This window comes from Flavobacteriales bacterium (assembly GCA_016700415.1).
In the GTDB taxonomy this organism is placed as follows: Bacteria; Bacteroidota; Bacteroidia; order Flavobacteriales_F; family PHOS-HE28; genus PHOS-HE28.
This window is the reverse complement of record CP065018.1, coordinates 3,252,175-3,279,114: the sequence shown is the minus strand read 5'-3', so window position 1 is coordinate 3,279,114 and position 26,940 is coordinate 3,252,175. Positions and strand designations below refer to the sequence as shown.

Here is a 26,940-nt window from a genome sequence, read left to right as displayed (position 1 = left end):
GCGATCTCTGATGTGTTGTTGTCCGAGCAGTCGGGCCAGTAAGTTGAACCAATTGAGACATCCGATCCGCTTTCTTGCGTCTTACCCATAGAAACCGATCCCGCCGATGATGAAACGACCTCTACTCTTCACTACGGCTTTGTTCGCATCCATCGCAATACAAGCGCTCACGGTCACGATCAGTGTGGTCAGGCCCTCCTATTGCGGCAGGGCCTCGGGGACCCTCATAGCTAATGTCAGTGGAGGAGTCCCTCCCTACGACGTCCAATGGAGCAATGGTTCCACGGAACAGTACAACCCGGGGCTCCCTCCGGGCATGTATACGGTGGTGGTCACCGATTCGCAATTGGACGAGGCCACAGCGGACGGTGAGGTGCCTTTGCTGAACAGCTACGATTATGGAGTGAACCTGCCTCCGATCCTCATGCACTGTCCGGGAGATCCCATGCACCTTGCGGTCTTTACAGGTATGAACCAACCCGGTGTGCAACCGCCGGAAGATGACATCTACGGCCCGAACCCTTACAGCTTCACGGGTCCGGGACTAACGCATTTGGGGCAATCCACCTCGTGCAATGATCCGAACGGGGTCGTCTGGGAACTCTTGACCTTTGATGGTGTGCAGCCCGGCTCCTACCAACTCGACTATACCGACGCGAACGGCTGCCCGGGCACCTTCGACGTGGTCCTTGGTGGCGAAATGACCTGGCCGGACCTGCAGGTGATCGATGTATCTCCCAGTTGTCCCAACTACACCACGGGCTCCTTCACCTTCGCTTGCCAAGGAACCGACATCAATTCGAGTTACTCCATCCGTTGGCGCTCCGATGGCGATCCTTCTTCCTGTGGTCACTTGAACTATAGTTACGATCTTGCTAGTGGGACCACGGGACAGACGGTCAGTGATCTGGAAGCAGGGGATTATTGGCTCATTATGAGCAGCGATGCCCTCGGGATCTTTCAAGAGGGCACCTATTCCTATCTGGAGTGCAAGGACTCGATCATGGTGACTGTACCCGCGTTGACGGAGGATTGCGGGGTGGTGACCGGTCAGTTGTACATCGATGAGAATGCGAACTGCATCCGGAACGGCGGTGAGAACCGCATCCCTTCCAGCATCATCGCCATCACTCCCGGACCCACCTACGTGACCACATCGAGCACTGGGCTCTACACCCTTGCACTGCCTTTCGGCGACTACACGTTCACAGAGCAGAACCCCACATTCACCCAGTCTTGCCCGGGAGATGTGACGATCAATGCCGGAGTTACACAGACCTTGAACATCGGTTGCGAAGGCGGTGTGCCCTTGGATGTAGAGGTGGCCATTGCGAACGGTCCGGCACGGCCCGGTTTCGAGTTGCGCTATGGCATTCACCTGCAGAACCTTACCTCGGCCTCGCCTGGCACGGTGACGCTCTCCATGGAATTCGACCCGGACCTGACGTACTTGAACGCGACAAGAACGCCAACCTCGGTGGTGGGCAACACCATCACATGGACCGCACCGCAGCTCATGATGAATTCGGTCTTTCAAGCGATCGACTTCCGCGTGGATTTCCTGGTGGCATCGGATGTCGGGTTGATCGGAAGCACCTTGAACACCTCCATTGAACTGACCACCGCGAATCCGGAGATCGACCTTGCGAACAACACGGCCACATCGGCCCAGCTCGTTACAGGCAGCTTCGACCCGAACGACAAGGTCGCCACCACAAGCAGTCGGTCCAGCAGCACGCAGTACTTCATCGATGTGGATGAATGGATCGACTACACCATCCGCTTCCAGAACACGGGTACTGACACGGCCTTTACCGTGATCATCACGGACACCTTGCCGAACACGCTTGACCCGGCCACGGTGCAGTGGGGCGCTTTTTCACACACGGGCACGCGTTCGTTGAGCGGCCAAGGCCTACTGAAGTTCATTTTTCCGAACATCATGCTCCCCGATAGCAATTCCAACGAAGCGGCCAGCCACGGCTTCGTCTCCTTCCGTATCCGCCCGCGCCTTCCGCTCACAGCGGGCACGCAGATAACCAACACCGCGAACATCTTCTTTGACTTCAATGATCCCGTGATCACCGCGCCGAGCATACTTACTGCGGAGTTCAGTACGGGTATTGATGAACATCTGTCCGAGGTGAAGCTTTTTCTTAATCCCGCGATCAATAGCATTGCACTGAGCGGTATGCCGAACGCGCGGTGGACCATCACCAGCATGGATGGGCGAAGGCTGGCCTCAGGGATGTTCAACACCGAGCCCGGATCAGTGGATGTCGGATCCCTTAGCGACGGCATCTACCTGATCACGCTGTTCACCGCTCAACGGCGGTATACCATCCCATTCCAAAAACTCTCCCGACCATGAACACAAGCACACCCACCATGGATCGGATCATGCTCTGCATATCAGCACGATCCTTGAACATGTTGCACCGATCAGCATTGCTGTGCGTGGCTTTGGCCTTCGGCACATCCGCTTGGTGCCTTTCCGTTTCCATCACCGTTTATCAAGGTCAAGCTCCCTGTGGGCAAGCACGCGGTTCCATGAGGGCCCAACCGAGCGGTGGTGTTCCGCCTTACACGATCGCTTGGAGCAATGGGGCTACCACGAACACGATCTTTGACCTGCCGGTGGGTACGTATACGGTCACGGTCACGGACGATGACGGTACTACGGCGCAGGCCTCCGCCGATGTGACCTTCGTGAGCGAGTACCCGCAGGTGTTCCCGGTGGCCACCATGAGTTCATGCACATACGGTGAGGGATATGCCCTTTTCCCGGTCGATGATGCCGGTGGGCTCAATCCCATCGCACCGGCAACGTTCTCCGGCAGCGGGGTGTTGGGGCAATCGATCTCGCAGAACGGACAATGGTATGTGATCGAGATCAACGATCCGCCGGGGACAACGCACATCTTCTACACCGATGCCTTGGGCTGCCCGGGATCTTTCTTCTGGAACATCCATGAACCCGTCGTATTGCCTGCGATCACCATTTCGGGCATCGGCGGCTCCTGTAGCGATGGTGCCACGGGTACGGCCACAGTATACGTGCCCGCAGTTCCGAACGACAACGACCTGCACTTCGCCTTGAAGAACGCATCGGGTGTGGTTGTCTACGAGACGCCTTGTCTGGGTGAACAGCCCGGAGGATTCTCCGGCCTCAACATTCCCTTCTCCATACTGGCGCCGGGAGACTACTGGGCCGTGCTGGACGTGGACGAGTATTGCCTCTTCGGTGTGCTGCCGAGCTTTATAGGGACTTGCGCCGACTCGGTGATGTTCACCATCCCGGACATCGGCGTATCCTGTGGCACTGTTGCCGGAACAAGCTGGTACGATGTGAATGGCGATTGTGTGCTCGATGCCGAGGATGTTGGCATACCCTACACCACGCTACGGATCGAGCCCGGACCGGAATGGGCCCTCACCGGCGCGGATGGTACCTACCAGTTCGAACTCGTTGACGGTTCCTACACACTTACGCAGTCGGATCCTTCGCTCATCCCCATTTGTCCCGTGGTCCAGCCGGTCCCGTTCACCGTGAATGATGACGGGACCACGATCGACCTGGCCAATGGAAGCACCCATCCGTTGGACCTTGTTGCCTTCGCGTCGTGCGGCGCTGCGCGACCGGGATCCATCAGCCTCGTCCATGCCCTGGTCCACAACTTCGCTCCGCAACAGAGCGGTGCTGTTACCATTACGCTGATCCTGGATAACGACGTCAACTATGTGAACGCCACGCCTGCACCGACCACGGTAGTGGGCAACACGCTGACGTGGGAACTTCCGGCATTCGGCCTGTTCGGTTCAGCACAGCTGTCCGTGGAAACACTTGTTCCTGTCGGCACTGCGGTGGGTACGCCGGTGGTCCATGCCCTGAGCGTCTCCAACACTCTCGCTGAAAGCAACTACACCAACAATGCAGTGAACGCGGGCACCGTGGTTACCGCATCGTTGGACCCGAACGATAAGATCGCGCGCACCAGCAGTGGACTGAGCGATACGCAGTATTTCATCGATCAGGACGATCATATCGATTACACCATCCGCTTCCAGAACACCGGGAACGATACCGCCTTCACCGTGATCATAACAGACACGTTGAGCGCAGCATTGGACATGTCGAGCTTTGAGCAAGGTGCGGCTTCCCACCTGTTCGATGTTCGTTTCAAGGCGGGCCGTGTGGTGGAGTGGCGTTTCTCGAACATTCTGCTTCCGGACAGCACAACGAACGAGGCACTGAGCCACGGCTTGGTGAGCTTCCGCATCAAGCCGATGCAACCGCTATTTGTCGGAACCGAGATCGCCAATACCGCCAACATCTATTTCGACTTCAATGAACCGGTGATCACCGGGCCGAACGTGCTGGTGGCGGAGTTCAGCACGGGCGTTGCGGGTAACGTAGTCGACCGCCGAGTGTCCTTCTCGCCCAACCCGGCGCATGACCGGATCACCATTGCAGTAACGAGCGGATCCATCACATCACTTCGGCTGTTCGCTGCGGATGGCCGATCCATCGCCGTTAGCAAGCATCAAGGTTCTACCATCTCCATGGACACCGCCGGCTTACCGGCCGGCGTCTACTTCGCAGAACTGCATTTCGACGACGGCACCAGGATCACAAAACGGTTCACCAAATACTGACCCCCATGAATTGGGCATTACGCCTTTTCCTGTTTGCCGCACCAATTCCGACACTTTGCAGTGCGGATCCCCTATCCATGTCCCTGCTCGTTTCCCACGAGCGTTGTGGTTACGGGAACGGGGAGATCGTTGTGAACGTGTCGGGTGGCTTGCCACCATACACCTACCTGTGGGGCGACGGAAACACAGAGGGGTACCGCACGAACCTCGTTAACGGAAACTATTCGGTGACCGTGACGGATTCGAACAGTGATCAGGTCAGTGACCAAACCGTTGTCGCCTCCATTCCCTATGTGATCAATATGGGCCAGCCCTGGCCGTATTGCGATGCACCCGCACAGCTCTTCCCGGGGGGTGATTTCGAGCCACCACCCGGTGCCGTTGAGCCGTGGTATGTGAACGGCGTACCCATGGACCCAGCGCCGGGGAGCGTTCAGGGACTATTCGTCTTCTCCCCCCCCGGTAGCGGAACCTATACCTACGACTTTGCGGATGGTAATGGCTGTACCGGAACGATCAGCGGGATCATCGGCCCGCAGATCACCACGTGGCCTACGTTGACGATCACGAACATTGAGCCTTCTTGCTCCAATCAGAGCACCGGGAGTGTGAGCTACCAAGTTCCAAGCACTGTGAACGACGCATACATCATGCTTGTCAATGAGAGCGGGGCATTGGTCAGTTCCGGGAATGTGGACCCCGGTACCTTGGACGGGACGATCACATCCATATTCCCCGGGAACTATGGCATCACATGGGGTCTTGGACTTACGATCGAATTGCTTGTCGGGCCTTGTGATCATGACACACTTTGGTTCACGGTCCCGAGCCTTGGTCCGGCATGTGGATGGGTTTCCGGAACCAGCTGGTACGACTCCAACGGCGATTGCATTCGTGATGTGGATGAGGTCGGCATTCCATACAGTCCACTCTTGCTTCAACCCAGCGGTGATGTGCTTTTGACCAACCCAATTGGGTCATTCTTTTTCCCACTCATCAATGGCAATTACACACTGGAACAGACCGACCCGACGTTGATCCCGATCTGCCCCGCAACCCAACCCGTGCCGTTCACAGTGAACGCGAACACGACCGTGATCGACTTCGCCAATGGAAGTACAGCTCCTCTTGACCTAGGTGTTTCCATCGCTTCCGGGCAGTCCAGGCCGGGCTTCGATGTCACCATTCACGGTAGTGTGGGGAACCGATCACCGCAGCTGAGCGGAGCTGTTTCCGTATCGATGACGCTTGATCCTGCGGTCGATTATCTCGGTGCAATACCGACTCCCAGTACGGTGATCGGGAATACGTTGACGTGGGAGTTCCCCGCATTCACCAGCTTCCAAGGTGAAGCTATGCATGTGGTGGCCAACGTACCAGTAGGCACAGCGCTTGGCACGACCTTGACCCATTCCATCACTGCGTCCAACACGGAACCCGAACCGGACCTGACGAACAACACGCGTACTGTCCTTGCAACGGTGGTCGGCAGTTTCGACCCGAACGACAAGACCGCTCTGACCAGTTCGCGCAGCAGCGAAAGCAACTACTTCATCGATGTGGACGAATACATCGACTACACGATACGATTCCAGAACACAGGAACGGCTGAAGCCTACTTCGTGATCGTTACCGATACGCTCAGCGAGGACCTGGACATGCTGAGTTTTGAGCAAGGTGTCGCGTCAAATGCATTCGATGTTTCCTTCAAGCCCGGTAGGGTGGTGGAGTGGCGCTTCGATAACATCAACCTGCCGGACAGCAATGCCAACGAGGCCGCGAGCCACGGTCTGGTGACCTTCCGGATCAAACCGGTATTGCCACTGCTTCCCGGTACCACCATCGAGAACATCGCCAACATCTACTTCGACTTCAACGAGCCGGTGATCACCGATCCGAGCGTATTGGTGGCGGAATTCAGTACGGGGATGGTGGAACGACAGCGGGATGGAGTGAAGTTGTACCCGAACCCTGCCAATGACCACGTACGTGTGAGTTGGCCCGCTGGAACCCCTATCAATGCACCATGGGCGCTCGTTGCAGCGGATGGCCGAATTGTGCTGAACGGACGAACCACAGGCAGCGAAGAGACCATTGATATCCACACGGCTGCTACCGGAGCGTACATGCTCCGTCTACAGACCAACGAAGGTGTCAGCACCATCACCTTGCTCAGATCCACACATCCATGAACCGGAACAACACGATCGCCTTGGCGACATTCCTGCTCTGCTCGCTCCCATGTTCTGCGGTTTCAGTGAGCATTTGGAAGGCCTCGGATGCACCTTGCGGCCAGTCTCTGGGCTACCTCACTGCGGAAGTCTCCGGAGGAACAGGGCCATATACCTACCTGTGGAGCAATGGTTCCACCGACCCGGTGATCGAATTCCTGCCACCGGGCATCTATTCGGTTACTGTGACCGACGCGCTGAGCGACATGGCCACGGACGATGAGGAGATCCTCGTGACCAGCTTTCACCCGAATTATCAGGGCGGGTTCGACGGCCTCGTGAATTGCCCCGGAGACGACCCTTATGCCTTTGTCTACTTGGATGACCCGCACCATGGACCCGAGCCACATTCGATCACCACGCCGGGCACCTTGTTCGGCAACTTCAGTGATATGAGTGCCCAATACAGCTACTACGCGATCTGGATGGATACGGCCCCGGGGAGCTGGGTAACGGTGGATTGGACCGATGGTAGTGGCTGTCCGGGATCGACCTACCTGCAGCTCTCGTCCACATTCGTGCAACCGACCGTGCAGATCCCTAGTGTGCTGGGTGCGTGTAATGGGAGCAACGGACGCATCAGTGTAGCGGTGAGTGGCGTGGCTTCCGGGCAATACTTCCGGGTGAACATCCGCACATTGAATGGACAGATCCCTCCCAGTCAACAATTCAACTTTGGTGGTCAGGACGTATCCAACAACACCTCCTTCAACTTCTCCAACCTCGCTGCGGGAGCGTATTGGATCATCACCGATCCGGATATCCTCGGCACGGTGCCCAATGATGAAGGAGGCCAGCTCTACTGTGTGGATTCCATGTATGTGGAAGTTCCGGATTGGCTGGGTCAATGCGCACAAGTGAGCGGGCAGGTCTTCATCGATCACGACCAGGATTGTGTGAAGGATGCGAACGATCCGGCCTTGCGTCACCGGCTCATCGAATTCACACCGGGTCCATTCTATGCGATCACCAGTTCGAACGGGAATTACGGGATCAATTTGGCCAATGGGAGTTACAGCATGGAAGTGGAAGGCACGGGCACGGAACTCTACCCGATCTGTCCTACTGTGCAGCCGATACCTGTGGTCGTTAGTGGCGTGAACCAAGTGGTGAATGTGGCCGATAGCAGCCTCGTGCCCTTGGACCTGGTCACCACGATCAGCGCCGGACCTGCACGGATCGGTTTCGAACACAGCACATGGATGCGTATTCGGAACACGAGTGGACAAGCTTCCGGATCGATCACGGCCACGATGGAATTCGATCCGCAAATGAGTTTCATCAGCGCGGAACCTGCACCGCTTTCCGTGGCGGGTAATACGGTGACCTGGAGCTTGCCTGCGCTCAATGGATTTGATCAAGTGGAAGCATCCGTCCTGCTGCAGGTCCCGGCCGACATTGGGCTCTTCGGGCTACCCTTCAGCCATCTGGCAAGTGCCAGCCAAAGCATTACCGAATCCGATCTCGCGAACAACGCAGCCACATGGAATGCCGTGTTCACCGCGAGCTATGACCCGAACGACAAGTTGGTGCACACCAGCACCGGTGCGAGCGAGAGCCTCTATTTCATCGATCAGGACGAATGGATGGACTACACCATCCGCTTCCAGAACACAGGTACGGATACAGCCTTCACCGTGGTGGTCCGCGATGTACTTCCTGCGACCTTGGACATGGGAACCTTTGAACAAGGGATCGCATCGCATCCGTTCGAAGTAAGCTTCAAACCCGGCCGTACCGTGGAGTGGCGCTTCGCCAACATCCTGCTTCCGGACAGCAACGTGAACGAGGGCCGCAGTCATGGGCAAGTGACATTCCGCATTCGTCCGGTGCTGCCCCTGTTGCCGGGAACGGAGATCAGCAATTCCGCCAACATCTACTTCGATTTCAACCCGCCGGTGACCACCGAGCCGAGCGTGCTGGTGGCGGACTTCAGTACGGCGGTGGGTGAAGTGATGAGGGACGGGTCCAAGGTGTACCCGAACCCGGCGAGCGACCGGATCTACGCTTCTTGCCCGGAGTGCGGAGGCACGCCATACTACATCACCATTCAAGCCGTGGACGGCAGGATCGTCCTTCAAGCAACGCTCACCTCCGGAGCGGAAGGGATCGACATCTCCACCTTGGCCAATGGCACCTACTTGCTGCGGACGATCGGAACAAAGGGCAGCACCACCGCATCATTCATTAAAGAAGCTGGTAAATGAAGTCGTTCCGCAACCAACTATTGATCGCCTTGGCACTGTACGCTGGTGCAGCGAACGCGCTTACCGTGACGTTCTCCATTGTCCATCAATATTGCGGGGTTCCCAATGGCCAAGTATCCGCCTATGCGAGCGGAGGTGTGCCACCCTACACCTACGCCTGGAGCAACGGGTCCACTTCCCCGGAACTATGGAATGTGGAAGCAGGCACCTACAGCTTGACCGTTACCGACTTCATGGGCACACAGGCCACGGAAGAGGCCACAGTGGACGGCTATGCGGAATTTCCGAACAGGGACTGGGATGTGCCTTGGGCGTATTGCGATCCGCACAGCTTCGCCACCTTCAGCCCGTGGCAATTCGCATCAGGGAATTATGACCTTCCGATCCAGGGCCCGATCTCCCTCGGGGGCGTGGTGACCGAGGACATGGGCGGCGACATCCTTGTCGTGGTGCAAGGTGCGCCCGGCAGTTCATTCCAGACCGCGTATGCCGACGGGAATGGCTGCTTGGGATCGGTGACCCTGCACATCGGGTATCCGGTGATCTTTCCCGCAATGGCCGTGTTGAACATCGAAGGAGCTTGCGCATCAACGGCAACCGGAAGCCTCGATGTGGCGCTTACAGCTGAAGGGCACGGCCAGGTCCTCGACCTCGAATTGAAAAATTCCACCGGCCAAGTGGTGCAGAACGCATACTCCGGCCCTACCGCCATGACGAGCACGTTCACCGGCCTCCTTCCCGGCGATTACTGGCTGGTGCAACGCATCATCGGTCTGGGCTCTGGCCCGAACGGCACCTTCCTGCGTGCCCAATGCGGCGATTCGATCATGGTGACCGTGCCCGACCTCGGCCCGGCATGCGGCAATGTGAACGGCACGGTGTACATGGACAACAACGCGGACTGCGTCATGGGCGGCAGCAGTGAGACGCGCGTGCCCGGTGCCATCCTGGAATTCCAACCCGGGCCCTATTATGCCACCGCGGCATCGAACGGGAAGTACAGCATCAACCTGCCCACCGGTGCCTACACCGTGGAACAGATCGCCACGGACATCGCGCAGCATTGCCCGACACCTCCGGCTCCTGTGAACGTTGTTGGCATGCAAACGCTGAACATCGCCGACACTTCCTTGGTGCCGCTGGATGCCGAGGTGAGGATCGCCAGTGGACCGGCGCGTCCCGGCTTCGAATTGAACTACGCCATCCGCCAATCGAACCTCACGCCAGCGGTAACCGGCAACACGGTCACCACCTTCACTTTCGACCCGGCGATAACAGTGCTCTCATCGAGCCCGGCGGGTACCGTGGCGGGGAACACGATCACATGGGACCAGGGCAGCCTCAGTGCATTCGCCCAAAGGAGCATCCAAGTGCGGATGCAAGTGCCGCCCGATGTGGGTTTGATCGGTACGGTGCTGAATGCTTCGGTGGTGTTCTCCACCGCGAACACGGATGTGATCGCTGCCAACAACACAGCAAGCACCAGCGTGACCGTAACGGGCAGCTTCGACCCCAACGACAAGGTGGCCACCACCAGCTCGCGCGCCAGTGATGAGCTCTACTTCATCAACTCCGATGAAAGGATCGGTTACACCATCCGCTTCCAGAACACCGGAACGGACACCGCCTTCAATGTGATCGTGACGGATACGCTTCCTGCGACGTTGGACCCTGCGTCCATCCAATGGGGTGCCAGTTCGCACGCCGCTACGCGCAGCTTGCTGGGGCACGGGGTGCTGCGCTTCACGTTCGCGAACATCTTCTTGCCGGACAGCAACGTGAACGAAGCAGCAAGCCATGGCTTCGTGAGTTTCCGCATCAAGCCTCGTGACCCGGTGGTGCCCGGAACGACCATCGAGAACATCGCCAACATCTTCTTCGACTTCAACCCGCCGGTGATCACGGATCCATCCATCCTGACCGTTGCATCTCCGGGTGTGGCCATTTCACCCCGAATGCTATTGGGCGGGCCTTACGAGGAAGCCACGCAACGCATGAGCGACGGCCTGCGCGCCGCAGAGCTGATCCCGTTCACTGAACCCTACACCGCATTGGGCTATCCCCATGTGAACGGTGGTGGGGAGACCACGACGTCCGCGGTGCTGGCCGTGAGCGGCGATGATGCCATCGTGGACTGGGTGGTGGTGGAATTGCGGAGCAGCACGGCACCATATGCCGTGGTGGCGACGAAAAGCGCCTTGCTGCAACGCGACGGTGATGTGGCCGGCACCAGCGGGACCGGTCCGGTATTCTTCAACATCGCGGCGGGGAACTACCATGTCGCTCTTCGCCACAGGAACCACTTGGGGGTGATGAGCAATGCATCCTTCGCCTTGGGCAACACCACGACGGTCGTCGACTTCAGCATACCGGGCACCGCCACGTACGGCACCGATGCGCAAGCCACGATCGGTACACGGCGCGCGCTTTGGGCAGGTGATTGCCAAGGCGATGGCGAGCTGAAGTACACCGGCGACAACAACGACCGCGACCTCATCCTTCAGGAGGTCGGGGGCGTGATGCCCACCGCCACAAGCACGGGCTACCACCGCGAGGATGCGAACATGGACGGAACGGTGAAGTACACCGGTGCGGACAACGACCGGGACCTGCTGCTGCTGAACATCGGTGGCTTATCGCCCACGACCGTGATCACCGAACAACTGCCCTAAGACGGAGCATTGACCACGGGCGGTGTGATCGGTACGGTCAGCCTCTATCAGGAGCGCGCTCCACGAAATACATCTCCATCTCTCCCTTGCCTTTCGCCTCGATCATACCGCGCGGTGTGAAGTTGAACTCCGGATCATCCTTCACCAGCGCGTAGGTGGACCCGCTGATATTGACCTTTCCGACCTCGCCGCTGCTTTCCATTCGGCTCGCCGTGTTCACCGTATCGCCCCAGATGTCATACTGGAATTTTTTCACGCCAACGATGCCCGCCACCACCGGTCCGGTATGCATGCCGATACGGATCTCGAAATACGGTGCCCCGGCCGCGATCTTCCGCGCCTTTTCCGCTTCCACGAAGTCGCGCATTTCGAAGGCCGCGTGGATCACCTTCCGGGCATGCCCCTCGTCCGGTAATGGCAACCCTCCCGCCGCCATGTACGCATCACCGATGGTCTTGATCTTCTCTATGCCCCACTTCTCCATGATCCCATCGAAGGCCGAGAAACACTCGTTCAGGGCATGTACGAGCTCCCTCGGGCCCAACTGTTCGCTCACGGCGATGAAGCCCTTGAAGTCGGTGAACAGGACCGTGACATGCTCGATGGATCGCGCCGCCGCCTCACCGTTCATCTTCAGCTCCTCGGCCACGTCCTCCGGTAGGATGTTCAGCAACAGATGGTCCGAGCGTTCCTTCTCCCGCGTCACCTCCTCATTGAGCTCCACCAAGGTCTGATTGGAGCGCCGCTTGAACCGGTAACGCTTGTACAGCCCGATCAGCAGCAGCAGCAACAGGACCGTCCCCACCAGGAAGGCGTTCCGCAGTATCCTTTCCTTCGCGATCTGCGCTTGGGCGATCTCCCGGTCCTTCTCCTGCCGCACCTGCTGCAGGTTCATGCGCTGTTCAAAATCGAACATGCTCTGCATGTCGGCGACCTTCTGCTTGATGCTGCCTCTCGCATCCCGGTCGCTGGCCTTGTTGTACAGGTCCAGGAAGAAATAGGCCTTCTCGTAGCGCCCCTTCAAGGCGTACGCTTCGCTCAAGGTCTTGGTCGCTTGGATCAAACTGATCATGTCCTGGTTCTTGTCCTGCTGGCCTGTTTCCAGCTCATAGCTGCGTTCTGCAAAGTGGATGGCCCGGTCAAGATCGTTGGACCGGAGATAGACCTCCGACACGAACGCATAGGGTCGCACCATGTCCCGTGGATCCCCGACCAGGGCCCTGCTTTCCATGGCCATCTTCATGTAGTACAGGGCGGAGTCCAGCGCCCCCGTCCGTAGGTACAAGCGCCCCAAGTACAAGTGGCATTCGGCCAACCGTTCGGCGTTCGCACGGTCCGTATAGTCGGTGATGGCGCGGGAGAAGTACGCCTTGGCGAGCGAAAAGCTGTCGAGTTCCGTGTAGGACAGTGCCATCAGGTAGGTGGCGGTCGGGTTATCCTCCGCCTTGAGCGAGAGGTCCAGGTTCTTCACCGCGTCCTCGTAATATTTCAGTATGTAGCTGACCAGGCCCAGCTGCATGTGGCACATGGAAATGCCCGACCGGTCGTTGAGCTGTGTGTACAGTTCAAGGCTTTCCAGCAGGTTCTCCGTGGCCTTGGCAGGACTTCCGGCCACGCCCACGTAGTATTTCCCAAGATCGTAGAGCGCCTCCGCAAGCCCCTCTTCATCGCCGATCCGCCGCGCCAACGCAATGGCCTGCTGGGAATAGAACATGGACGAATCCTTGGCCGATCGGGATCGCCGGCCCGCATAGATCACCGATATCCGGTTCAAGGCCCGCACTTGTGCCGGAGCCACCGGGATGGTCCGGGACACGGCCAGCAAGGAGTCGATCCGTTGTTGGTCCGTCGCTCGGGAGAAACTCCCGAGCAACAGGAAAAGGACCAACCAGTGCGTGCGCTTCATGACCGTGGGGAAGGTACGGCACCGGCAGCATGGCCCATGGTCGGAACGCAGGGCTTTCGCGTCTGAGCGCCCGCCGTTCGGCGGGATCGCCATCCATGTTTTTTATAAACCACGGATGCACACGGATAAACACGGATTGCCGAGATCATGGACAGCAGCAATGGACCCTCTGGTGAGGCCGGTACGTTGGTATCCGTGTTTATCCGTGTGCATCCGTGGTTCACTCGTCCGGGCGTAGCTGCTGCCTACTTCGCCGAAGCGGCTGCGAAGGCCGAGTCGGGCTCCTTCGCCAAAGCGCTACGGCGACGGCGCGCGGAGCACGGTTCGTATTTACCCATCATGCCGTCAGGCGCGAGCGGCAGCCGCGGAACAGGCGCCCCTGCCCCCTGCCCTACCTTTGGGACCCTCTACGAACCCGAACAAAAAAGCACATCATGATCCGATCAAGCAAGGCCATTTGGAAAGGAACCGGCAAAGAAGGCAAAGGCAAACTCACCAGTACCAGCGGTGTGCTGAAGGATACGCCCTATACCTTCCACACGCGCTTTGTAAGCGAGGACGGCAAGGCCGGCACCAACCCGGAAGAGCTGATCGCGGCCGCGCACGCGGGCTGCTTCACCATGAAGCTGAGCTTCGTGCTGGGCAACAAAGGCTTTACGCCGGACGAGCTGGACTGCGATTCCGAAGTGAAGCTCGGCCCCGTGGATGGCGGGAACGGCATCGTCGGCATCCACTTGGTGCTGAAGGCGAAGGTGCCCGGCATCAGCCAAGCGGACTTCGATGCGTGCGCCGAGGAAGCCAAGGTGAACTGCCCCATCAGCCAAGCGCTGAAGGCAGTGCCCATTACGCTGAGCGCCTCCTTGGTGAAGTGAGATCCTTAACAGATCCCGCGGAACATAGTTATGGACCCGACGGACAAGGCCCCGCGGAGCGATGACGGCGTCGCGATCTTGCATAGCTGAGCTTCGTCAATTCAGCATCTTGTCCCGTTCGTACCTTGTTTGGCAGCGGTCCCTATCACCGCAATAAAACTGAACAGATGGCACAGATCCTCATCCCCACCGACATGAGCGAAGGTTCCCGCAAGGCGGTCCTCTTCGCGCTGGACGCCTTTGGCGCCGAACAGAACCGGTTCACCTTGCTCCTCTCCGTCGGCGATGTGCCGCGGCCCTCGCTGGTCCCGGAATTTATCCGGTTCGTGAAGCAGCAGGCCCGCGAGGAACTGGATGCCTTCACGGCGGAGATCCGGGCCTTGCACCCCGGGAAGACCTTGGACATCCAGGACGTGGTGGCGAACGGCAGCGTGTTCGCCGTGGTCCAACGTTACACCGAGGAGAACCCGGTGGACATGGTAGTGATGGGCACGCGGGGCGAAGGCGGTGCGCTGAAATGGGGCAGCAATGCCGAAGTGGTGGCGCGGAACGCGGGCGGCCCGGTGATCGTGGTGCCCCCGGAATGGGAAGCGGGACCGATCGGGAAGATCCTCTACGCGGACGATCGCGAGGAGGTGGCCGACCTGAAGACGCTCCTCCCCTTGGTGCAGCTCGCCAAACACTACGGGGCCGGGATCGACTTCGTGCATGTGAACAAGGATGAGGTGGTCCGCGGGCCGGAACCGGGATCGGCCGGTAATTCCGATATCTTCAAAGGGATCAAGACCAGCACCGCTTCCACTGCGGGGACCAACGTTACCGAGAGCCTGGCCCTTCTGGCGGACAGCGGGGACTACGGCATGCTGGCGGTACTGCACCGCAAATTAGGCTGGCTGGACGAGCTGTTCCACCGCAGCGTGGCCAAGCGCATGGCGCTGAACACCACGGTGCCCCTGCTGGTGTTGCACGAATAGTGGGTGCTGCCTTGAAGAAGGAGCTAAACCACGGATGAACACGGATGAACACCGATAATGCCGGCTGCCGATGGTTGTCCGCAGATGGCGTTGATGACACGGATAAGGTCGGCTGCCGACGTACCCATAGCGCAACGCGCCATCTGTGTCATCTGTGGATAAAAACCTTTGCAGCGACCCTTCGGCCGTTGTCGCCCGGAAAGGCCGTCGCGCGATCCCGTCCTCCGCGGAGATTCATCGGAACTTCGGTCCGAAACGTTCGGAGGTTGCACGGTCCAACTCTTCGCGTTGGTCCGGATGGGCGATGCTTGTGAGCAGTTCCGCGCGTTGGCGCAGGCTCTTGCCGTAGAGGTCCACGATGCCGTGCTCGGTGGCCACGTGGTGGACGTGGGCGCGGGTGGTCACCACGCCGGAACCTTCCGCGAGGAAGGGCACGATCTTGCTGGCGCCCGTGCGGGTCGTACTGGCCATGGCGATGATGGGCTTGCCGCCCTCGCTCAAGGCGGCGCCGCGCATAAAATCCATCTGGCCGCCCACGCCGCTGTACTGGCGCATACCGATGCTGTCCGCGCACACCTGCCCGGTGAGGTCCAGCGCGATGGCGCTGTTGATGGCCACCACCTTGGGGTTCTGCCGGATCACATGGCCGCTGTTCACATAGGCGGTGTCCAGAAAGGCGAAGAGCGGATTGTCGTCCACCCGGTCGTAGAGCGCACGGCTGCCCAAGGCGAAGCTGGTGACGATGCGCCCGGGGTGCCTGCGCTTTTGGCTGCCCGTGATCACGCCGAGGTCCAGCAGGGGCAGCAGTCCGTCACTGAGCATCTCGGTATGCACGCCGAGGTCCTTGTGGTCCCGCAGCCCGCGCAGGATCGCGTCCGGGATGGCGCCGATGCCCATCTGCAACGTGCTCCCGTCCTCGATCAGATCGGAACACAGCGCTCCGATGCGCTCCTCCACCGGGCCGATGGCGCTGGAATAATCCACCTCCGGCAAGGCTTCGTCCACCTCCACCATCGCCGTGAAGCGGCTGCTGTGTACCTGCCCCTCGCCATGGGTGCGCGGCATGCGCGGGTTCACTTGGGCAATGAGCACCGCGGCGTTGCGCACCGCCGCCCGGGCCACGTCCACGCTCACGCCCAAGGAGCAATAGCCGTGCGCATCCGGCGGCGACACGTGCAGCAGCGCCACGTCCAGCGGCAGCACGCCTTCGAACAGCCGGGGGATCTCACTGAGGAAGACCGGCACGTAGTCGCCGTGCGGCCCGTTCACGGCGGTGCGCACGTTGTCGCTCACGAAGAGGCTGTTCATGAAAAAAGCCCGCTGCACCTCGGGCTGCTGCAGGTCCAGCGGGCCGATGGTGCTGATGCTCACCAGCTCCACCCGGCTCAGCTCCGCCGCCCGCGCGAAGAGCGCGCGCATCAGCACCAGCGGCGTGGCCGCGCTGCCATGTACGAACACCCGCTGCCCGCTCTTCACCAAGGATACCGCCTGCTCGGCGGACATGTATTTGCCCATGTTCTTCCGCATAACGGCGGCGCGGGAAGCCCCGCTGCCGCATTGGCCAAGGTAGGGGCCGGGGGCGGGCTTCGCGATGACGATCGTTCGGCCGCCATCGCGAGGCCGGGCGGTACGAACGCGAACGCCCCCGTGCGGCGGCACGGGGGCGTTCGCGTATTGGATGCGCAACCGGCCTTCACTTCGGAACGGTCATTCGCCGCTTGCCACTACGCGACTGATCACCTCATAGACCAGCGCAGACCTTTCCGCTGCCACCCGTTGATCTAGATGACCAACAACCGCTTCAGTGAATCCCCTTCGCCTCATTAGCCCCTTGAACGCCGCCTTCAAGTATTCGCGCACGTCCACCGGAGCCTCCTGCAGTTCCTCCAAGACCCCTATGCGACCGTCCAGCACGAAAATGATGTCCTCGAAGTCCTTGCTCGTACGCATGTCGTCGCCACGTCCCTTGAACGCCTCTAGTTTGGTGGCCAGATAATAGGGCGCGGTCAACAGCTTGATCGTTCCGCCGTCCGGAAGCCCATGGTCCACCGCATGCTCCATTCCGGGAACGAACCACGGATTCGTCGGGCCGATGGCCGGGACATCCGTGGGCATGATGTCCACCATCACCCCATGAAAGCGATAGCGGCACAGGATCTTGTCCTCCGGAGAGTGCTGGAAACCCAGTTCCTGCAATCGCACCTCCAATTTTTCGTATTCCGCATAACTGGAAACGACCACCACCAGATCGATGTCCGAGGTGGGGCGTGGAACATCAGCACCGGGATCGTTCGCGTAGAGACTGACCACCGAACCGCCGACAAAGACCACTTGGTCGCGCAGTTCCTTCAGACCATCGGCCACTAGCTGCACAGCTTGGATGTTCACTGCGTCCCGCATCACTTCATCCGCTTGGCCAATTCCTTGGCGGCCTCGGCGCGCTCGCGACTGCGTCCCACGCGCAAGGCATCCACAAGGGCGAGAAGTTGATGCAGGTCCTCGTCCTCCAGCGCCGCGTCCACCGCGCCGGGATACAAGGGCGCAATAGCCTGCCCCTTCATCGTTCCCTTGCCCGATGGCCACACGTAAGCCTCCTCGCTCTGGAATTTAGCATTCAACGGCGAGGCCGAATGCGCCGTGGGAACGCCCCGCACCAGACCGCCCGGCAATTGCGGGAACACGTAAGGAAGGCCATGCCGAAGAAAGTCGAGCAGGTTGCCCCGCGACACAACGCGCTTCGAACTATCGAGCAGCCCGGCCAAGGCCGAACGGCTGAGCGAATTGCTCACTTCCGCCGGGCTCAGGTGAAGCGCTGCTGCCAAATCCTTGGCCAGCCAAGGCTGCTTGCCCATGCGCACGATCTTCAACAGCACCGCCACATCCTGCGGGCGCATTCCATTCGAGTTCTTCATGTTTCACGATTCATGAATTGCAAATATAGGACTCGGAACGAGCGAGGACGACAAAGTGTTCCTCACTTTGCGAATATCTCATTGCGGTGGTAGGCGAGGTATTCGGCCTTGGGGCCGGCGGCCGCCTCCTTCGCCGAAGTAGCCGCTTCGGCTACGAAGGCCGAGTCGGTCGGTAGGCTCAGGGGCATTGGGCTGGTCGGCTTGGTAGGCTTGGGCGAAGGCGAGTTGGGCTTTGGGGCATTAGAGAATATGGGACTAAACTTTTCAACAGGATTTGGATCTGCACTTTGATCTGGCTACATTATAAGCGGCAGTTTGCCCTTAAAATCGTCAACCATGGAACCCACGAAGCCCACCCCGAAGAACGAACGCGAAGCATTGCAATGGCTGATCCCTGCATTGGACAGACCATTGAAGAACATGCCGTGATGAAGGATGACATCTTACGCTTCGTTCTAGACCTTAGGGAGGAAGAGCATTACAACACAGACTGCGATGAGTGGCAGTTTGCCGATGGAAGTGCGTGTGCGATTTGCACGAGTTCCGCTCTTCAGGTGATGCATAGATTTCACGGGGTGGTTCAGGGATACTGGTCAATGGACAACACAACGGCATTAATTGGGGGACCGCAGTTGGATGGACATGATTTCGCGCTCATAGCCTCACGATGGTTAGTTGATTACTGGGCGTGGCATGTGGCACACTTAATCCAAACGCCGATCTTCGACCTGAATGCTTTCAAAGATCGCGACTCGGTTGATCAGCTCTATGGGCCGACAATCAAATGGTCGATGACCTTCTCAACCACAGACAACGCCCATGCCGAAGAATGATAACTGGAACCGCGAGCAACACATTCTCGCATTCAACTTATATAGCCAGATTCCTTTCGGAACAATCCACATGCGAAATCCGAAGTTGCAGGCATTGGCGAAGCTGATCGGTCGGTCGGTCGGAGCCGTCTCCTACAAGCTGGCCAATTTCGCTCGGCTTGACCCAGCGTTGCACGTGCGAAACATCAAGGGTGCGGATCATGGTGCAAAGGGAGAAGAGGAAGTTTGGAGTGAGTTTGCGAATAACCCGGAAGCCCTCGCCTTCGAGAGCCAACGCCTGATGGCGAAGTACACAGGCCAAGACCTGTTGGAATATGCCGGAGTGATGACCGATGACCTTCCACCTGCAGGCAAGGAGCGCGAAGCAATTGTGAAGCTACGTGTGAATCAGGACTTCTTCCGGCGCCGTGTTTTGTCAGCATACAACAATACGTGCTGCATCACCGGTTTGGCTGTGCCCCAGCTTCTTGTCGCCAGTCACATTGTTCCTTGGGCAAAGGATAAAACGAACCGTTTGAACGTCCGCAATGGCCTTTGCCTGAATGCTCTTCACGACAAGGCCTTCGATCGTGGTCTGCTCTGGGTCACTAACAACGGCATGGTCCAAGTAGCACCTCGCCTTGTCGAAGGATTAATAGGGAATCTGGCCGAAGCACAATGGCTCACTGCCTTTGATGGGAAGCCTCTGATATTGTCCAAAGGATTCGAGCCAGACGCCGAATTGCTCAGTCGCCACAGGACGGCCGCGCAGAAGTTGTGAGATGCCATTCTTCAAGAGACTTGCACATAACGACTCCGGAGCGGCGAAAGGCCATCAAGCTGGACTTGCCTTCCCAAAAGACCTGCGGGAATTCCTTCCTGCCTTGGCTGAAGAGCATACAGAAGAGGAGTCTCCCACGGTGGATCGCCAGCTCGATGTTGACCTCTATGTGGGAACCCAGTGGATCACGGAATCGTCCGTTCGGTATCAATTCCAGACATGGGGTGGCACACGCTCGCCTGAAAGCAGATTGACGAATGGCATGCTGCTGCTCCGCGCACTTGCTGTGGAGAATGATGTGCTCGTCATGCAACGGCGGATCGACACCTTGGAGGAGTATCGGTTCTCACTCGTGAAGCAAGGCACACCAGAATATGCTGATCTGCTGGGCTTCGTCGGAGATAGGCGCTGGGGACTCGTGTGGCACGATAAACCACCGGTCGTTCAGAAGCAGATCAATGAAGCGCGTCTACAGTTGGTGACCATTGCGCTCAAGCCTTTCCAGACCACTATCGATGAGATCAAGCGCGTCACCACCACGCAAGCGCGGATAGCACGAGGCACTGCGTTCCGCTCAAGTGTCCGTTACGAGTACGATACCCTTTGCGCCGTGAGTGGCATTGGTCTTCGAACTCCTTCTGGTCTGGTAGAAGTCGAAGCGGCGCATGTGGTACCGTTGAAGCACGGAGGTAGCGATGATATCCGAAATGGCTTGGCCCTCACCTCCACCCTGCATTGGGCATTCGACCTCGGCCTTTTTGGAATTCAGCCGGTTGAACGCAAGGTGTTTGTGCCGAAGCAGGTACTAAAAATTGAGTCTTGTGCTTTTCTGCATGAGTTCGCTGGCAAACCCATTCGCGAATCCCGGTCAGCTCAGTATAGGCTGCATAACGACGCCTTGGCTTGGCACCAAGCGAATGTTGCCGAAAAGTGGAACTGACACTCAAAATTATTTCTTTAACGAACCGCTCATGGCCTCTATCAGTTTGGAAGAAATGCGTCTCTATCTGGGCAAGAGCTTGTCTTCGGTCAATCAAAACAAGATCAACGGCCGGGCCCCTTTTTCACACAACCCCTTTCTGGCGCGAGTGTCCGATGCATATCGGACCACGCTCGTGCCTTTTGCCAGCTGTGTGCAGGTTTAGTCCATGATGTATTGGCGCATATGTGGAGCTGTGACGACCCGCACTTGGGGTTTGCATACGATGAGGCGTGAGTGCAGAGGGTATGCGCACGAGCGAAGTCACTCGCGCGAGATGAGGGGCCCAAGAAGCCTAAGCCCCCGCCGCTCACCTGTTTCCCGAGTGCCAACCATCGATCGGTCTCCGGCCATCCAAAAGGATCCCAGTGAGCTCAACCTCACCCCCCTTCTTCTCATCGGCCTGAACCATCCAGCCAAAACCCAACCCACATCTTTGCACCATGGGTCCGATCGAATTCCTGCGCCTGCTCTTCAGAGGTCCTACGCCGCAGCAGATGGCCGCGCAACTGCGCAAGCCGCAGGGCTTCATGGCCCGCAAGTTGGGCCAACGCATGAATGCCGCGAACCGGCCGATGTACGATGGTGCGTGGAAAGCCTTGGACCTGCGCGAGGGACAGCATGTGCTGGAGATCGGATTCGGCAACGGACAGTTCTTCGGCGAACTGGCGCGCCAAGCCAAGGGCCTGCGACTGCACGGGCTGGACTTCAGCCGGGACATGGTGGAACAAGCCACCGCGCACAACCAAGCGCTCATTGCATCCGGCAGCTTGTCCCTCGCGCACGGTGCGAGCGACCGGATGCCTTTCGCGGATGCGCAGTTGGATCGCATCTTCTGCATCAACGTGGTGTACTTCTGGGACGACCCCGCCGCACACCTCCGCGAAGTGCGCCGCGTGCTGAAACCCGGCGGCACCTTCACCGCCGTACTCCGCACGCGCAGCGCCATGGAAAAGCTGCCCTTCGCACCTTACGGTTTCGCGATGTACGAACAGGCCGATTTGGAAGCCACCCTTCGCGCCAACGGCTTTACACCTTCCGCCATCACCGTGCTAAAAGAGCCGGAAGTGGAGTACGAAGGCAAGCGGTATAAGCCGGAGAGTTTGGTGGTGGTGGCAGTGCCGAACGGATAGGTGTCCCCACCCCGGCGCTCGGCCCAACCCCGGAGCTTCATCCGGGGTGCCCCGTGCCAACCGCCATACGGCCTCCGGCCATCATGAATGCCGCCCGACGCTCCCTGTCAACAACCCGAAGCCACGCATTGGCCTGTTCAGCCTAGCCAACAGCCGACCGGCCTGCCAGCCTGAATAACGCTCGGCGGAATACCGCCACCTGAAACCAATACCGGCGAGGCGCCGCCAAAGGCCTACAACCCCAAATGCGCCAAAGCAGCCAAGAGGCCGCTGAGCCAAGCGCCGCACCCGTCAGTCCACCCGGAACGGCCCCGTGGGCATCCGCTCCCTGTTCGCCCCCATGAACACCAGGCGATAGTTCCTTGATCTCAGTTCGCCCTCTCCTTCGCGGGTATTCGCACGCAGCCACACCGGCAGTGCGATCATGAAGCGCTGGTCCGTCCAGTCCGCCCACGGCAGGCCGCAATCCATTTGTTCCAGCTCGAAGGGGATGCGCTCCACCCAGCCGGTATCGTTGCGCAGTTCCACGCCATAGAGCGGCATCCCGCTACCGCAACCACCGGTGAGCATTACCCGGCCGCTGATGCGCACCCACACGTTGCCCGCAACAACGCTGTCCACTTTCACTTCCTGCAGGCCGGGCCGTTGCGCGATCTCGCGTTCGATCTCTTCAGCAGTTGGCGTATGCGGCGGCTCCTTGTTGGTGGGTGGCACCGGTGGAGGTTGGGCGCGGTAGTACGCCGCCAGTTCCACGAGTTCCTTCCTGTAGGCTGCTTCATCCGCGGCGATCATGCGCAGTGCCAACCGGTCCGCGGCTTCCGTACACCAGGGACCTTTCACCAGTTCCTCCAGTGCGTGGCGCCCCTTGCGGAAACGGAGGACTTCCGGCGTGTCGCGGTCCCAACGCGCGTAGGCGCGTTCGCGCAGCACATCCATGTGCTCCGGCAGGTCGATGCGCAGCGTATCCACCCCCGCGATCACCAGCACGAACGATTCCGCCATGTCTTCCACCGGAGCGTAGGTGAGCCAATGCGCGGCCGGTTCCGTGAACAGTGGCCCGCCTTGCAACGGGAGGACCACATCCGGCTTCAGCCAAGTGCCGTTCACGCCCACGTAAGGCACACGCTCCCGGTAGTGTTGCTCTACCCGATGTTCCCTGGTGAATGGGCGGGGCTTCTTAACATCCTCCGCCAGCGTGAAGGTGAACCGCAGCATATCGGGTTGTGCGGAACACTTGGCCGCAACAAGTAACAGCAGAAGGAAGAGGGATCGCATCGGGCCACGGTACACCGAAGATGCGACACGGTTCGATCCCTGCGTGCATGGGAGCCGCCATGGGCGTGGCTCCCCCGGCGCCCGCTGGGTCGTGGCGCGCCGCAATTCACGGTCCCCTACGGTTTCAGCGGCGGCCCCACCACCTCCATGCCGTGCGCGCTGAACACCCGCGCGATCTCCTCCTTATCCGGCGGTGTGGTCCATTGTGCGGTCTCGCGGAAGAAGCCTTCCATGTCGCCGGCGGGCTGGTAGCACACCAGCATGCGCGCGTGCTCGGTGAGCTGGATGAAGGCATGTGGCACATTGCGCGGCAGGAAGATCGTATCACCGGCGGAAGCGGGGAAGCCGTCCTCCCCTACTTGGAAACGATAGTCGCCCTCCAGCACGTGGAAGAATTCATCCTGCGCGGGATGGACGTGCAGCGGCGGGCCGCCGTTGGGGCTTTCACCGATCTGCTCGAACACGGCCATGCCGCCATCGGTATCGGCGCTGCCGATCTTCAGGTCCAGCGTGTTCCTTGTGACGCCCTTCATGGTGAAGCGCTCGCCGTTGCGGGTCTCGCCTGCGCGTGTGTTGAAGCCTTTTTTGATCGACATGATGATGCGGTCGGTTGCTTTTGCCAGCGTCACGAAAACGGTGGCCGCCAAAGCGGTGAGGATGAAACGGCGGCGCTGCATGGTGGCTGGTCCAATGGATGAAGTTAAGCCATGGCGGATATACCGAATGCGGATGTTCCGGTGATGGAACGGTGGCCGGGATGGCGAGGCCGCGCTCACTTCCGCAGCCCCGCTCGCCGCACCATCCGTCGCTTGACCTTCAGCGCCACGGGACCGTCCAACAGGTCCATGAAGTACACCGTGCCGGGGCGGAACGGAATGACCTCCGGGGCGCCGCTGCCCGCGCCACGCTCCACCAAGCGATGCTTGTCCGTGTGGTCGTCCGGGAAGATCAAACGCATCACCGCACCTTCGTGTTGCAGCGTCACCCTGCGGTCCGTACACCAACACTCCAGCACGTTGTACACCGTGCGCTTGCGCCAGCCATCGCGGATCACCTCCCCGCTCAATGACCAGCCCTCGTGCTTGCCGGCCGGGTCGTCCATGTACGGATGGTCGGCGGTGAGGATGAACGCGAAACGGGGTTGCGGATCCAGGAGCAGCGGACGGCCGCGCTCATCGATCACGGTGAAGCGGATGTCCGGCAGGGCGGGTTGGGCTTGAACGATCGCGGGTGCGAGAAAGAGCAGGAACAACAGGGTGCGCATGGCCTTCAGTACACGCGAAGAGCTGCAGGGTTCGGGAAGGCCGATGCAAGCCTTCACCGCCATCGTCCTCCGTTGCTCCGTAGTCCCATGGCGGATCGGCGCGTCGTTAATTTCTTGCGGGCAACCTTCCACGGCAGGTGATGATCGTCATACCGGGTTCCGGCAAAATTCCGAGCTTTAGAGGACACCAACCGATCGATCATGACACGTATTCTTCTCCCCACCGACTTCAGTGACACCGCTCAGAAGGCGGCCCACTTCGCCATGGACGTCTATGGCACGGACGATGTGCGCTACACCTTGGTGAACAGCTTCACGCTGCAGACCTATCCCGATACCCTACTGCCGGACCTCACGTTGTTGCCGGCGCGGGATTCGCGGAGCGGCTTGCGGCAGGCGGAGCGCCGCTTGCGGAAACGGGCGGACCGCGTGTACGTGGCGAAGGTGTCCACATATGTGGCGTTGCCCGAAGCGCTCAACGACATTGCGGCGAGCAAGGGCGGGGACCTGATCGTGATGGGCGCACAGGGCAAAAGCAGCACCCTCCTGATCGGCCGGAACTCGTCCACCGTGATCAAACGGGCCCGGCTGCCGGTGATCACCGTGCCGGCGCATTGGGAGCCGGGACCGATCAAGCATATCCTGCTTCCCATGGACGGCGAACCCTTTGAAGCGGAAACGCTCCGTCCCCTGATCGATCTGGTGCATCGCTGCGGTGCCGAGGTGTTGGTGGCCCATGTGCGCACGAATGCGGTGAGCTTCACGAAGGGCATGGACCACACCGCCATCGACGCGGCGCTGAAGGGCATCAAACACCGTTACATCACCGTACATGGCGCCAGTGTAGTGGATACTGTGAACGACATGGCATCGGGCGGCCGCATCCAACTGGTGGCCATGATACACCGCAAGCGTGGCTTTCTGGACGGGCTGTTCCATAGCAGCACCGCCAAGCGCATGGCCTTGCACACCAAGCTCCCCTTGCTGGTGCTGCGCCAAGGATGACCGGGGTATGGGCACTGGCTGCGAGGTGCTGGTGAAGGTGCGCCATCACGGTGATGCGGATGTCCGGCAAGGCGGGTTGGGCTTGAACCGCCGCGGGTGCGAGGAAGAGCAGGAACAACAGGGTGCGCATGGCCTTCAGCACACGCGAAGAGCTGCAGGGTCCGGGAAGGCCGGTGCAAGCCGTCCATCCCCGTCGCTCTCCGTTGTTCCTTAGTTCCATGGCGGTTCGGGGCATCGTTACTTTATTGCGAGCAACCTTCCACACATGTCCGCATCGTCCTCCCTCCCCTCCACCATGCGCGCCGCCGTGCATACAGCCTACGGGCCGCCGGAGGTGGTGCATCTGATGGACGTGCCCGTGCCCACACCGCGTGCAGGCGAGCTGTTGGTGAAGGTGCATGCCACCACCGTGAACCGCACCGACAGCGGCTTCCGCACCGGCAAGCCCCTGATCGTGCGGCCTTACGCGGGGTTCCTGCGTCCGAAGCGCACGCGGCCGGGTTGCGAATACGCCGGTACGGTGGCCGCCTTGGGCACCGGCGTGCAGCGCTTCTCCGTCGGTGACCGCGTATTCGGCTTCACCGAGGACGACCGCTTCGGCGCCCATGCGGAATACGTGTGCGTGAATGCCGAAGGTGCCGTGGCGCTGCAACCCGAGGGCCACGACCACGCCGCCTGCGCGCCGCTCTGCGAGGGCGCGCACTACGCGCTGTGCGACCTGCGCGCCGCGGACGTGGGGCCCGGCCAGCAAGTACTGGTGAACGGGGCCACGGGCGCCATCGGCTCGGCGGCCGTGCAACTCGCCCGGCACCTGGGCGCCACCGTCACCGCCGTGGCGGACACCCTGAACATGGCGCTGGTGCGCTCGCTCGGGGCCACCACCGTGATCGACCGGCTGAAGGAGGACTTCATCCAAAGCAAGGAGCGGTTCGACCTGGTGTTCGACGCCGTGGGCAAAAGCTGCTTCGGCCGCTGCAAGCCATTGCTGAAGCCGAAGGGCATCTACCTCTCCACCGAGCTGGGCCCTTGGCTTCAGAACCCGTTGCTGGCGATGCTCACGCCGCTGCTTGGAGGCAAGCGCGTGCTCTTCCCCGTCCCGAAGATCACGCAGGCCGACGCGGAGCTGTTCGCTTCGTTAGCTGCCGCAGGTTCGTACCGCCCCGTGATCGACCGGTGCTATCCGCTGGAACAGATCGTAGAGGCCCACCGCTACGTGGACTCCGGCGAAAAGGTCGGGAACGTGGTGGTGGTGGTTTGACCT

General features: G+C 59.9%; 20 protein-coding genes. 13 read left to right on the top strand and 7 right to left on the bottom strand.

Annotated features, from left to right (window positions below; genetic code table 11):
• The first annotated feature begins 106 nt into the window (after window positions 1-106).
• The 5 genes from IPP95_13650 to IPP95_13630 all read left to right on the top strand — a co-directional run bounded on the left by IPP95_13650 (window position 107) and on the right by IPP95_13630 (window position 11,766).
• Window positions 107-2,371 carry a hypothetical protein gene (locus tag IPP95_13650; protein QQS72199.1) on the top strand — a complete coding sequence of 755 codons (2,265 nt, stop codon included), beginning with the start codon at window positions 107-109 and terminating at the stop codon, window positions 2,369-2,371.
• Entirely contained in the window at window positions 2,368-4,656 is a 2,289-nt protein-coding gene (locus IPP95_13645) for a T9SS type A sorting domain-containing protein (GenBank protein ID QQS72198.1), read from the top strand. Before IPP95_13650 ends, IPP95_13645 begins: the two co-directional genes overlap by 4 nt.
• A gap of 77 nt (window positions 4,657-4,733) precedes the next feature.
• Entirely contained in the window at window positions 4,734-6,848 is a 2,115-nt protein-coding gene (locus IPP95_13640) for a T9SS type A sorting domain-containing protein (protein ID QQS72197.1), read from the top strand.
• Window positions 6,845-9,094, top strand: a complete 2,250-nt coding sequence (locus tag IPP95_13635; GenBank protein QQS72196.1) for a T9SS type A sorting domain-containing protein — start codon at window positions 6,845-6,847, stop codon at window positions 9,092-9,094. The genes IPP95_13640 and IPP95_13635 overlap by 4 nt, the downstream gene beginning before the upstream one ends.
• Window positions 9,091-11,766: a DUF11 domain-containing protein gene (locus tag IPP95_13630; GenBank protein QQS72195.1), complete on the top strand. Its 2,676-nt coding sequence runs from the start codon at window positions 9,091-9,093 to the stop codon at window positions 11,764-11,766. The genes IPP95_13635 and IPP95_13630 overlap by 4 nt, the downstream gene beginning before the upstream one ends.
• 37 nt (window positions 11,767-11,803) lie before the next feature.
• On the opposite strand, the gene IPP95_13625 is transcribed toward IPP95_13630, so the two are convergent.
• Window positions 11,804-13,672 carry a hypothetical protein gene (locus IPP95_13625; GenBank protein ID QQS72194.1) on the bottom strand — a complete coding sequence of 623 codons (1,869 nt, stop codon included), beginning with the start codon at window positions 13,670-13,672 and terminating at the stop codon, window positions 11,804-11,806.
• 434 nt (window positions 13,673-14,106) lie between these two features.
• Between IPP95_13625 and IPP95_13620 the strand changes: the two genes are divergently transcribed.
• Window positions 14,107-14,544 (top strand): OsmC family protein, encoded by a 438-nt coding sequence (locus IPP95_13620; GenBank protein QQS72193.1) that lies wholly within the window; start codon window positions 14,107-14,109, stop codon window positions 14,542-14,544.
• Window positions 14,545-14,711: 167 nt separating this feature from the next.
• Window positions 14,712-15,518, top strand: a complete 807-nt coding sequence (locus IPP95_13615; GenBank protein QQS72192.1) for a universal stress protein — start codon at window positions 14,712-14,714, stop codon at window positions 15,516-15,518.
• 234 nt (window positions 15,519-15,752) lie between these two features.
• Here the strand turns inward: IPP95_13615 and IPP95_13610 are convergent, their stop codons facing one another.
• The 3 genes from IPP95_13610 to IPP95_13600 form a co-directional block, all read right to left on the bottom strand.
• Window positions 15,753-17,033 (bottom strand): 4-hydroxybutyrate CoA-transferase, encoded by a 1,281-nt coding sequence (locus IPP95_13610; GenBank protein QQS74279.1) that lies wholly within the window; start codon window positions 17,031-17,033, stop codon window positions 15,753-15,755.
• 192 nt (window positions 17,034-17,225) lie between these two features.
• Window positions 17,226-17,918 carry a nucleotidyl transferase AbiEii/AbiGii toxin family protein gene (locus IPP95_13605; GenBank protein QQS72191.1) on the bottom strand — a complete coding sequence of 231 codons (693 nt, stop codon included), beginning with the start codon at window positions 17,916-17,918 and terminating at the stop codon, window positions 17,226-17,228.
• Complete coding sequence (locus IPP95_13600; GenBank protein QQS74278.1) at window positions 17,918-18,412, bottom strand: hypothetical protein; 495 nt, start codon at window positions 18,410-18,412, stop codon at window positions 17,918-17,920. Before IPP95_13600 ends, IPP95_13605 begins: the two co-directional genes overlap by 1 nt.
• A gap of 446 nt (window positions 18,413-18,858) precedes the next feature.
• Between IPP95_13600 and IPP95_13595 the strand changes: the two genes are divergently transcribed.
• The 4 genes from IPP95_13595 (at window position 18,859) to IPP95_13580 (ending at window position 22,135) form a co-directional block, all read left to right on the top strand.
• The gene (locus tag IPP95_13595; protein ID QQS72190.1) at window positions 18,859-19,263 is read left to right on the top strand and encodes a hypothetical protein; all 405 of its coding nucleotides are present in this window, start codon (window positions 18,859-18,861) and stop codon (window positions 19,261-19,263) included.
• Window positions 19,250-20,023: an HNH endonuclease gene (locus tag IPP95_13590; GenBank protein ID QQS72189.1), complete on the top strand. Its 774-nt coding sequence runs from the start codon at window positions 19,250-19,252 to the stop codon at window positions 20,021-20,023. Before IPP95_13595 ends, IPP95_13590 begins: the two co-directional genes overlap by 14 nt.
• A 1-nt stretch (window position 20,024) precedes the next feature.
• On the top strand, window positions 20,025-20,963 hold the full coding sequence (locus IPP95_13585; protein ID QQS72188.1) for an HNH endonuclease: 939 nt from the start codon (window positions 20,025-20,027) through the stop codon (window positions 20,961-20,963).
• A 482-nt stretch (window positions 20,964-21,445) separates the two neighbouring features.
• Complete coding sequence (locus IPP95_13580) at window positions 21,446-22,135, top strand: class I SAM-dependent methyltransferase (GenBank protein QQS72187.1); 690 nt, start codon at window positions 21,446-21,448, stop codon at window positions 22,133-22,135.
• Window positions 22,136-22,426: 291 nt separating this feature from the next.
• On the opposite strand, the gene IPP95_13575 is transcribed toward IPP95_13580, so the two are convergent.
• From IPP95_13575 to IPP95_13565, 3 genes are all read right to left on the bottom strand, one after another.
• A complete protein-coding gene (locus IPP95_13575) occupies window positions 22,427-23,410 on the bottom strand; it encodes a hypothetical protein (protein ID QQS72186.1) in 984 nt (327 codons plus the stop codon).
• A gap of 116 nt (window positions 23,411-23,526) precedes the next feature.
• The gene (locus tag IPP95_13570) at window positions 23,527-24,006 is read right to left on the bottom strand and encodes a cupin domain-containing protein (GenBank protein QQS74277.1); all 480 of its coding nucleotides are present in this window, start codon (window positions 24,004-24,006) and stop codon (window positions 23,527-23,529) included.
• Between the two features lie 176 nt (window positions 24,007-24,182).
• Window positions 24,183-24,674, bottom strand: coding sequence for a hypothetical protein (locus IPP95_13565; GenBank protein QQS72185.1), 492 nt, complete (start codon window positions 24,672-24,674; stop codon window positions 24,183-24,185).
• 201 nt (window positions 24,675-24,875) lie between these two features.
• On the opposite strand from IPP95_13565, the gene IPP95_13560 reads away from it, so the two are divergent.
• Both IPP95_13560 and IPP95_13555 read left to right on the top strand, forming a co-directional pair.
• The gene (locus IPP95_13560) at window positions 24,876-25,679 is read left to right on the top strand and encodes a universal stress protein (GenBank protein QQS72184.1); all 804 of its coding nucleotides are present in this window, start codon (window positions 24,876-24,878) and stop codon (window positions 25,677-25,679) included.
• 295 nt (window positions 25,680-25,974) lie between these two features.
• A complete protein-coding gene (locus IPP95_13555; protein QQS74276.1) occupies window positions 25,975-26,937 on the top strand; it encodes an NAD(P)-dependent alcohol dehydrogenase in 963 nt (320 codons plus the stop codon).
• Window positions 26,938-26,940 lie beyond the last annotated feature (3 nt).

What these genes read in the sequence shown, in the direction of transcription:
- IPP95_13595 (QQS72190.1), top strand. Translation starts at nt 18,859, where the DNA reads ATGAAGGATGACATCTTACGCTTCGTTCTAGACCTTAGGGAGGAAGAG.
- IPP95_13590 (QQS72189.1), top strand. Translation starts at nt 19,250, where the DNA reads ATGCCGAAGAATGATAACTGGAACCGCGAGCAACACATTCTCGCATTC.
- IPP95_13555 (QQS74276.1), top strand. Translation starts at nt 25,975, where the DNA reads ATGCGCGCCGCCGTGCATACAGCCTACGGGCCGCCGGAGGTGGTGCAT.
- IPP95_13645 (QQS72198.1), top strand. Translation starts at nt 2,368, where the DNA reads ATGAACACAAGCACACCCACCATGGATCGGATCATGCTCTGCATATCA.
- IPP95_13580 (QQS72187.1), top strand. Translation starts at nt 21,446, where the DNA reads ATGGGTCCGATCGAATTCCTGCGCCTGCTCTTCAGAGGTCCTACGCCG.
- IPP95_13565 (QQS72185.1), bottom strand. Translation starts at nt 24,674, where the DNA reads ATGCGCACCCTGTTGTTCCTGCTCTTTCTCGCACCCGCGATCGTTCAA.
- IPP95_13570 (QQS74277.1), bottom strand. Translation starts at nt 24,006, where the DNA reads ATGTCGATCAAAAAAGGCTTCAACACACGCGCAGGCGAGACCCGCAAC.
- IPP95_13635 (QQS72196.1), top strand. Translation starts at nt 6,845, where the DNA reads ATGAACCGGAACAACACGATCGCCTTGGCGACATTCCTGCTCTGCTCG.
- IPP95_13630 (QQS72195.1), top strand. Translation starts at nt 9,091, where the DNA reads ATGAAGTCGTTCCGCAACCAACTATTGATCGCCTTGGCACTGTACGCT.
- IPP95_13640 (QQS72197.1), top strand. Translation starts at nt 4,734, where the DNA reads ATGTCCCTGCTCGTTTCCCACGAGCGTTGTGGTTACGGGAACGGGGAG.
- IPP95_13625 (QQS72194.1), bottom strand. Translation starts at nt 13,672, where the DNA reads ATGAAGCGCACGCACTGGTTGGTCCTTTTCCTGTTGCTCGGGAGTTTC.
- IPP95_13560 (QQS72184.1), top strand. Translation starts at nt 24,876, where the DNA reads ATGACACGTATTCTTCTCCCCACCGACTTCAGTGACACCGCTCAGAAG.
- IPP95_13610 (QQS74279.1), bottom strand. Translation starts at nt 17,033, where the DNA reads ATGGGCAAATACATGTCCGCCGAGCAGGCGGTATCCTTGGTGAAGAGC.
- IPP95_13575 (QQS72186.1), bottom strand. Translation starts at nt 23,410, where the DNA reads ATGCGATCCCTCTTCCTTCTGCTGTTACTTGTTGCGGCCAAGTGTTCC.
- IPP95_13585 (QQS72188.1), top strand. Translation starts at nt 20,025, where the DNA reads ATGCCATTCTTCAAGAGACTTGCACATAACGACTCCGGAGCGGCGAAA.
- IPP95_13600 (QQS74278.1), bottom strand. Translation starts at nt 18,412, where the DNA reads ATGCGCCCGCAGGATGTGGCGGTGCTGTTGAAGATCGTGCGCATGGGC.
- IPP95_13605 (QQS72191.1), bottom strand. Translation starts at nt 17,918, where the DNA reads ATGCGGGACGCAGTGAACATCCAAGCTGTGCAGCTAGTGGCCGATGGT.
- IPP95_13650 (QQS72199.1), top strand. Translation starts at nt 107, where the DNA reads ATGATGAAACGACCTCTACTCTTCACTACGGCTTTGTTCGCATCCATC.
- IPP95_13620 (QQS72193.1), top strand. Translation starts at nt 14,107, where the DNA reads ATGATCCGATCAAGCAAGGCCATTTGGAAAGGAACCGGCAAAGAAGGC.
- IPP95_13615 (QQS72192.1), top strand. Translation starts at nt 14,712, where the DNA reads ATGGCACAGATCCTCATCCCCACCGACATGAGCGAAGGTTCCCGCAAG.